Genomic DNA, 7958 nt, shown 5'->3' with positions numbered 1-7958 from the left:
GCTGGACTGGTACAACTACCACCGACCCCACACCGGCATCGGCAGCCACCCACCAGCCAGCCGCGTCACCAACCTCTCCGAACAGCACACCTAGGGCCTCTCGTTGCGGCCGCCGCCGGGAAGGCGGCCCCGCCCGCTACAGCCCCTGCGCGTAGGAGAAGAAGCGCTGCGGGTCGTACTGCTGCTTCACCTTGGCCAGCCGGGCCGCCGCGTCCCCGTAGTACGCCTTCTTCCAGTCCTTCAGCGTCGCGTCGGTGTAGTTCTGGTAGGCGGCGCCCGAGGCGTACGGCTTCATCGCCTGGTGCGCCGAGGTCAGCCAGGACTGGGCGGTGGAGCCGGAGGCGCCCGCGCCCCAGGAGGCGATGTACTGGGCCAGCATCCGCGAGCGGCGGTGGACGAAGGCCGTCGCGGTCGGGGAGACCCGGTTGACCGCGCCGCCGAGCGCGGTGAACGCGATGCTGCCCGCGCCGCCCCGCACGGCGGCGATCTGCTTCAGCACGGCCTGGATGCCGGCCGCGGACAGCGATCGGTCGAAGAAGTCGGAGCGGGCCGCGTACGTCTCGCGGCCCAGCTTCCCCTGCGGGGAGCGGCCCGGGGTGGAGCCGGGCAGATGGCACTGGGCGTCGGCGGAGAAGGAGGAGCAGCCGGCGTAGATCTCCATGGCCTCCTCGTAGCCCCGGCGGCGCAGGGAGACGGAGGAGGCGTCGGCGCCGGCCAGGTGGGCCAGGCGGTCCACGGCGTTCTGGAGTTCGCCGTAGGTGCCGAGGGAGAAGCAGGCCACCGAGACGGTCGGGGTGCGGCCCGGGGAGCACGCCAGGTGCAGGGAGGACCAGATCTCGTCGGGCTGGCTCGGGCCCCACTCCTGCCAGGCCTTCAGCACCTTGGCGGCCTTGGCCCAGGGCCAGGTCAGGTAGGCGGTCACGGCCTGCGGCGCGGCATGGGTCCTGAACTGCAGTTCGGTGACGACGCCGAAGTTGCCGTTGCCGGCGCCGCGCAGCGCCCAGAACAGGTCCTTGTTGGTGGTCGCGTTCGCCGTGAGCTGTTTGCCGTCCGCGGTGATCAGGGTGGCCTGGGTGAGACTGTCGCAGGTCAGGCCGTAGGCGCGGGAGGCGACGCCGTGGCCGCCGCCGAGCACCAGGCCGGAGACGCCGACGGTGGGGCAGGAGCCCGCCGGTATGGTCACGCCCTTGGCGGCCAGCGCGCGGTAGACGTCGATCAGCTTGGCGCCCGCGCCGACGACGGCCTGGCCGCCGCTCGCCCGGACCCGGTTGAGCCGGGACACGTCGACGATCAGCCGGTTGTCGCCGGAGGAGTAGCCGGCGTAGGAGTGGCCGCCGTTGCGGATGGAGACCCTGACGCCGTGCGCGTGGGCGTAGGCGAGGGTGGTGCGGATGTCGGCGGCGTGCGCGACATAGGCCACCGCGGCGGGCTTCAGTCCGTCGAAGCGGGTGTTGTACAGCTGGTGGGCGGTCCTCCAGCTCGCGTCGCCGGGCCGCACCAGGGTGCCGTCCAGGTCACGGGCGAGGGCCGCCCAGTTCGCGGCGGCGGTCGCGCTGGTGGTCTTCAGGGCCGTGAGCGAGGATGAGCGCGACGGCGTACCGGGATGGTCCGCCGCAGGGGCGGACGACCCTCCGCCCGCACCGCACGCGGTCAGTGCGGTCGTCGCAAGCGCGGCCGCGCCGCCCGAGATGAACGTACGCCGTTCCATGTCCGTCGCCTTTCCTCGGCTGTCGTGGAACGAGACGACGCGCCGCACCAAGGGGTTCCCCCGACCGGGTGACGAACATCCACGTCACGTGTCCGCAACCCGGTCGTCGGAACCTTTGCGTGCTCTCCCCGTGAGCATTCCGTGACCTCACCGGGCCGACGGCAGGGGTTCACCCCCCGTTCACTTCCGGCCATCGGCGCCTTCACCTGATCTGCCTAATTTCGGCCGTACCGGGTGCCGAGTGCGGCCATGAACGCGCTGACGCACCTCTACGACTTCGCGCGCCGCCGACAGCGGCGGCTCCTGGAAGGAACTCCCGAAAGTGAAGCTTCAGCGCAAGAACCGGCTGCGCGCCCTTTCTCTCGGTGCTGTCGCCGTCACCGGCGCCCTGGCCCTGACGGCGTGCGGCTCCGACGACAACGGTGGCGGCGGCAGTGCGTCGGGCAACCCGTCCACGTCCGCCGGCGCCGGCTCGATCAAGTGCGACGACGCCAAGGGTCAGCTGCTCGCAGACGGCTCCTCCGCGCAGAAGAACGCGATCGACGCCTGGGTGAAGGCCTTCTCCCAGGCCTGCGGCGTGCAGATCAACTACAAGGGCGGCGGCTCCGGTGCCGGTGTCACCGCGTTCACGCAGGGCCAGGTCGCCTTCGCCGGTTCCGACTCGGCGCTGAAGCCCGAAGAGGTCACCGCCTCCAAGCAGGTCTGCAAGGGCGGTCAGGGCATCGACCTGCCGATGGTCGGCGGCCCGATCGCCATCGGTTACAACGTCCCGGGTGTCGACAACCTGGTTCTGGACGCCCCGACCCTCGCCAAGATCTTCGACAGCAAGATCAGCAAGTGGAACGACCCGGCGATCGCCGCCCTGAACAAGGGCGTGAAGCTTCCCGACCTGAAGATCCAGGCGTTCCACCGCTCGGACGAGTCCGGCACCACGGACAACTTCACCAAGTACCTGATCGCCACCACCCCGGACAACTGGAAGTACTCCGGCGGCAAGGCCTGGCAGGCCAAGGGCGGCCAGTCCGCTCCGCAGTCCGCGGGTGTCGCCCAGCAGGTGAAGCAGACCTCCGGCGCCATCGGCTACTTCGAGCTGTCCTACGTCAAGGACGGCATCAAGGCCGTGTCCATCGACACCGGTGCAAGCAAGCCGGTCGCGCCCAGCTCCGAGAGCGCCACCGCCGACATCGCCGCCGCGCAGGTCGTCGGCACCGGCAAGGACCTCTCCCTGAAGCTGGACTACAAGACCAAGGCCGAGGGCGCCTACCCGATCACCCTGGTCACCTACGAGATCGTGTGCGACAAGGGCAACAAGTCGGACACCCTGCCCGCCACCAAGGCCTTCCTGCGCTACATCGCCAGCGAGGACGGCCAGAAGATCCTCCCGAGCATCGGCTACGCGCCCGTGCCCGCCGACATCATCTCCAAGGTCCGCACGACCATCGAGGGCCTGAGCTGACCTGATCCGTGAGTGCGGCCCGGTACCCGACAGGGCCGGGCCGCACCGTCCGGTGCACCGCCGCCACGAGCCGCCGCCCCCTTCGGGGGGACGGCTCCGCAGACCGGAGAACCCGATGGACATATCGACGACAACCGACGTACCTCCCCCCGCCTCCCAGCCCACGATCGCCGAGCAGAAGCGCGCGGCCCGTGGCGCCACCCGCCCCGGTGACCGCATCTTCCTCGGCCTGTCCCGAGGCTCGGGCATCCTGCTGCTGGCGATCATGGCCGCCATCGCGGTCTTCCTCACATACCGCGCCGCCCTCGCGATCAGCAAGGACCACGCGAACTTCCTGACCACGTTCGAGTGGAACACCAACGTCCTCGAACCGAAGTTCGGTATCGCGGTCCTGGTCTTCGGCACGATCGTTTCCTCGGTCATCGCGATGGTCATCGCGGTCCCGGTCGCGGTCGCCATCGCGCTGTTCATCACGCACTACGCCCCGCGCCGCATGTCAGGCCCGGTCGCCTACGTGATCGACCTGCTCGCCGCCGTGCCGTCCATCGTGTACGGCCTGTGGGGCGCCCTCGTGCTCGTCCCGCACATGAACGGCCTGTTCGGCTGGCTCAACGACTTCTTCGGCTGGACCGGCGTCTTCTCCTGGGACCAGGGCGCGCCGCGCTCGATGCTCACCGTCGGCATCCTGCTCGCGATCATGATCCTGCCGATCATCACCAACGTGAGCCGTGAGGTCTTCCGCCAGGTCCCGCAGATGCACGAGGAGGCGGCCCTGGCCCTCGGCGCCACGCGCTGGGAGGTCGTCCGGATGTCCGTGCTGCCCTTCGGCCGCTCCGGCGTGATCTCCGCGTCCATGCTCGGCCTCGGCCGCGCGCTCGGCGAGACGATGGCCGTCGCCACCGTGCTCTCGCCGTCCTTCGACATCCAGGCCAGCCTGCTCAACCCGGGCGGCGGCACCTTCGCCCAGAACATCGCCAGCAAGTTCAGCGAGGCGAACGAATTCGGCCGGGACGCGCTCATCGCCTCCGGTCTCGTCCTGTTCGTCATCACCCTGGTGGTCAACGGCGCGGCCCGGCTGATCATCGCCCGCCGCGCGGAGTACTCGGGGGCCAACGCATGAGCACCGCAGCCGTCACCGACAAGCGGCCCAGCACGCTGCGCGCCGCCAGCCTGCCCCGGTGGACGCCGTGGGCCATCGCCGCCGGCTCCCTCGTCCTGGGCATCGGCATCAGCCTGGCCGCCGGCCTGGACAGCAAGATCCAGTGGGGCCTGATCGCCGCCGTCCTCTTCGTCCTCGGCACGTTCGGCATCGCCGCGCGCGTCGAGGGCCGCCGCCAGGCCAAGGACCGCGTCGCCACGAGCCTCGTCTGGGTGGCCTTCCTGCTCGCCGTGGTGCCGCTGGTCTCCCTGATCTGGGTGACCGTCGCGCGCGGTGTGAAGGTCCTCGACGTCTACTTCCTGACCCACTCGATGGGCGTCGTCGCCGACACCGAGCCCGGCGGCGGCATCTACCACGCCATCATCGGCAGCCTGGAGCAGGTCGGCCTCGCCACCCTCATCGGCGCCCCGATCGGCGTGCTCACCGCGATCTACCTGGTCGAGTACGGCCGGGGCCGGCTCGCCAAGTCCGTCACGTTCTTCGTCGACGTCATGACGGGCATCCCGTCGATCGTCGCGGGCCTGTTCATCCTCAGCCTGATGCTCATCTTCGAGATGCAGCCGTTCGGCTTCGCCGGTTCGCTGGCCCTGGCCATCCTGATGATGCCGGTCGTCGTCCGCTCCACCGAGGAGATGCTCAAGCTCGTCCCGAACGAGCTGCGCGAGGCGTCCCTGGCGCTCGGTGTGCCCAAGTGGCGGACCATCCTGAAGGTGGTCCTGCCGACGTCCATCGGCGGTATCACCACAGGCATCATGCTGGCGGTCGCCCGTATCGCCGGTGAGACCGCGCCGGTGCTGCTGCTGGTGTTCGGCAACCCGTTCATCAACAACAACCCCTTCGAGGGCGCGCAGGCCTCACTGCCGCTGTACATCTACCAGCAGTTCGCCAACAGCGCGGGCTCCGGTGCGGCGTACGACCGCGCGTGGACGGCGTCCCTCACGCTGATCGCCTTCGTGATGATCCTCAACCTCGTGGCTCGCGGCATCGCCCGCTGGAAGGCCCCGAAGACCGGTCGCTGAGCGCGGCCATACAGCGACCGAGCTTGAATTTCTGGAAGTGAAGCAGACATGGCCAAGCGAATCGACGTAAGCGGACTCACCGCCTACTACGGCTCCCACAAGGCGATCGAGGACATCTCGATGACCGTCGAGCCGCGGTCGGTGACGGCGTTCATCGGCCCCTCCGGTTGCGGCAAGTCGACGTTCCTGCGCACGCTGAACCGTATGCACGAGGTCACCCCCGGCGGCCGCGTCGAGGGCAAGGTGCTCCTGGACGACGAGGACCTCTACGGCACCGGCGTCGACCCGGTGTCCGTCCGCCGCGAGGTGGGCATGGTGTTCCAGCGCCCGAACCCGTTCCCCACGATGTCGATCTTCGACAACGTGGCGGCGGGCCTGCGCCTGAACGGCAACTACAAGAAGTCGGAACTGAACGACATCGTAGAGAAGTCCCTCAAGGGCGCGAACCTCTGGAACGAGGTCAAGGACCGCCTGAACAAGCCGGGCTCCGGCCTGTCCGGTGGTCAGCAGCAGCGTCTGTGCATCGCCCGCGCGATCGCGGTCGAGCCGAACGTCCTGCTGATGGACGAGCCCTGCTCCGCCCTGGACCCGATCTCCACCCTCGCCATCGAGGACCTGATCGGTGAGCTGAAGGAGCGCTTCACGATCGTCATCGTGACGCACAACATGCAGCAGGCGGCGCGTGTCTCGGACCGTACGGCGTTCTTCAACCTCGCGGCGGTCGGTCAGCCCGGCCGGCTGATCGAGATCGACGACACGGAGCGGATCTTCTCCAACCCGTCGGTCCAGGCCACGGAGGACTACATCTCCGGCCGCTTCGGCTGATCCCACGATCCCCTCGCGGTGCTGCATGGCGGTGCCACCGCGAGGACGCAAAGGGCCCGCCCCTGGCTCCCGGGGGCGGGCCCACTGCGTTGTCACGGCGTTCGGCGTTACAGGGCCACCAGCTTGACCACTCCGAAGGCCAGGGCGGCCACCAGGGCCGCTGCCGGCATCGTGATGAACCAGCCCAGGATGATGTTCTTGGCCACGCCCCAGCGGACGGCGTTGACGCGCTTGGTCGCGCCCACGCCCATGATGGCCGAGGTGATGACGTGGGTCGTGGAGATCGGCGCCTTGAAGAGGAACGCCGTGGTGAACATGATCGACGCGCCGGTCGTCTCGGCGGCGAAGCCCTGCGGCGGGTCCAGCTCGATGATCTTGCGGCCCAGCGTGCGCATGATCCGCCAGCCGCCCGCGTAGGTGCCGAGGGACAGCATGATCGCGCAGACGATCTTCACCCACACCGGGATCGGGTCGCCGTACGTCTCATGGCCGGAAATCACCAGTGCCATGACGACGACACCCATGGTCTTCTGAGCGTCCTGGAGGCCGTGGCCCAGCGCCATGCCGGCCGCCGAGACCGTCTGGGCTATCCGGAAGCCGCGCTTGGCCTTGTGCGGGTTGGCCCGGCGGAATATCCACAGGATCGCCGTCATGACCAGGTAGCCGACGATCAGGCCCACGACCGGGGACACGAACATCGGGATGATGACCTTCTCGACCACCCCGTGCCAGATCACCGTCGTACCGCCCGCCAGCGCCGCGCCCACCAGGCCGCCGAACAGGGCGTGCGAGGAGGAGGACGGCAGGCCGAAGTACCAGGTGACCAGGTTCCAGACGATCGCGCCGAGCAGGGCCGCGAACAGGATGCCCATGCCGGTCGAGCCCTGGGGCGTCTCGATCAGGCCCTCGCTGACCGTCTTGGCGACCCCGGAGCCCAGGAAGGCACCGGCGAGGTTCATGACGGCGGCCATGGCGAGGGCCGCCCGCGGGGTGAGCGCCCGCGTCGACACCGACGTCGCGATCGCGTTCGCCGAGTCGTGGAAACCGTTCGTGTACGTGAAGAAGAGCGCGACCGCGATGGTCACGACCAGGGCAAGGGTGTCCATCGACGCCTCAGGACTCCTTGACGGCGATGGTCTCCACCGTGTTCGCCACGTGCTCGAACGCGTCCGCCGCCTCTTCCAGGACGTCCACGATCTGCTTGAGCTTCAGCACCTCGATCGCGTCGTACTTGCCGTTGAAGAGGTGGGCGAGCAGCTTGCGATGGATCTGGTCGGCCTGGTTCTCCAGCCGGTTGACCTCGATCCAGTACTCGGTGAGGTTGTCCATGGTGCGGAGGTTCGGCATGGCCTCCGCCGTCAGCTCTGCGGCCCGGGCCAGGACCTCGATCTGCTGCTCGACGCCCTTCGGCAGTTCCTCGACGTTGTAGAGGACGACCAGGTCGACGGCTTCCTCCATGAAGTCCATGATGTCGTCCAGGGAACCGGCGAGGGTGTAGATGTCCTCCCGGTCGAACGGCGTGATGAACGAGGAGTTCAGTTGGTGGAAGATCGCGTGCGTGGCGTCGTCACCTGCGTGTTCCGCGGCCCGCATACGCTCTGCGATCTCGGCCCGGGCGGAGGAGTCCGCCCCGAGCAGTTCCATCAGGAGTTTCGAGCCGGTGACGATGTTGTCCGCGGACGCGGCGAACATGTCGTAGAAGCTCGTCTCCCTGGGGGTCAGACGAAAGCGCACGTGGGGTCCTCGGGGTGCTTCGGTTTCGGTCAGGCTGATGCTAGGCGCATCATCCGG

The 7958-nt window shown here is 68.8% G+C and carries 7 protein-coding genes; 4 read left to right on the top strand and 3 right to left on the bottom strand.

All coding sequences use genetic code 11. The features are described 5' to 3' along the window. Window positions 1–136: 136 nt before the first annotated feature. The gene (locus ACZ4WH_RS41160; RefSeq protein ID WP_468190665.1) at window positions 137–1708 is read right to left on the bottom strand and encodes an FAD-binding oxidoreductase; all 1572 of its coding nucleotides are present in this window, start codon (window positions 1706–1708) and stop codon (window positions 137–139) included. Between the two features lie 322 nt (window positions 1709–2030). Between ACZ4WH_RS41160 and pstS the strand changes: the two genes are divergently transcribed. From pstS to pstB, 4 genes are all read left to right on the top strand, one after another. Further along, complete coding sequence (pstS, locus tag ACZ4WH_RS41155; protein ID WP_468190663.1) at window positions 2031–3164, top strand: phosphate ABC transporter substrate-binding protein PstS; 1134 nt, start codon at window positions 2031–2033, stop codon at window positions 3162–3164. A gap of 115 nt (window positions 3165–3279) precedes the next feature. Continuing rightward, window positions 3280–4284 (top strand): phosphate ABC transporter permease subunit PstC, encoded by a 1005-nt coding sequence (gene pstC / locus ACZ4WH_RS41150; protein WP_468190661.1) that lies wholly within the window; start codon window positions 3280–3282, stop codon window positions 4282–4284. Further along, on the top strand, window positions 4281–5342 hold the full coding sequence (gene pstA, locus ACZ4WH_RS41145; protein WP_468190659.1) for a phosphate ABC transporter permease PstA: 1062 nt from the start codon (window positions 4281–4283) through the stop codon (window positions 5340–5342). Before pstC ends, pstA begins: the two co-directional genes overlap by 4 nt. 48 nt (window positions 5343–5390) lie before the next feature. Continuing rightward, window positions 5391–6167 (top strand): phosphate ABC transporter ATP-binding protein PstB, encoded by a 777-nt coding sequence (gene pstB, locus ACZ4WH_RS41140; RefSeq protein ID WP_073941753.1) that lies wholly within the window; start codon window positions 5391–5393, stop codon window positions 6165–6167. Window positions 6168–6274: 107 nt separating this feature from the next. On the opposite strand, the gene ACZ4WH_RS41135 is transcribed toward pstB, so the two are convergent. Next, on the bottom strand, window positions 6275–7273 hold the full coding sequence (locus ACZ4WH_RS41135) for an inorganic phosphate transporter (RefSeq protein WP_468190657.1): 999 nt from the start codon (window positions 7271–7273) through the stop codon (window positions 6275–6277). Between the two features lie 7 nt (window positions 7274–7280). Further along, window positions 7281–7901: a DUF47 domain-containing protein gene (locus ACZ4WH_RS41130; RefSeq protein ID WP_073901268.1), complete on the bottom strand. Its 621-nt coding sequence runs from the start codon at window positions 7899–7901 to the stop codon at window positions 7281–7283. Window positions 7902–7958 lie beyond the last annotated feature (57 nt).

The sequence above is a fragment of the Streptomyces sp. NPDC029138 genome (assembly GCF_055564375.1).
This window is presented reverse-complemented; position numbering and strand designations above follow the sequence as displayed.

Bases quoted from the DNA above. Each gene is read 5' to 3' on its own strand.
- pstC (WP_468190661.1), top strand. From the start codon at position 3,280: ATGGACATATCGACGACAACCGACGTACCTCCCCCCGCCTCCCAGCCC.
- pstA (WP_468190659.1), top strand. From the start codon at position 4,281: ATGAGCACCGCAGCCGTCACCGACAAGCGGCCCAGCACGCTGCGCGCC.
- ACZ4WH_RS41135 (WP_468190657.1), bottom strand. From the start codon at position 7,273: ATGGACACCCTTGCCCTGGTCGTGACCATCGCGGTCGCGCTCTTCTTC.
- ACZ4WH_RS41160 (WP_468190665.1), bottom strand. From the start codon at position 1,708: ATGGAACGGCGTACGTTCATCTCGGGCGGCGCGGCCGCGCTTGCGACG.
- pstB (WP_073941753.1), top strand. From the start codon at position 5,391: ATGGCCAAGCGAATCGACGTAAGCGGACTCACCGCCTACTACGGCTCC.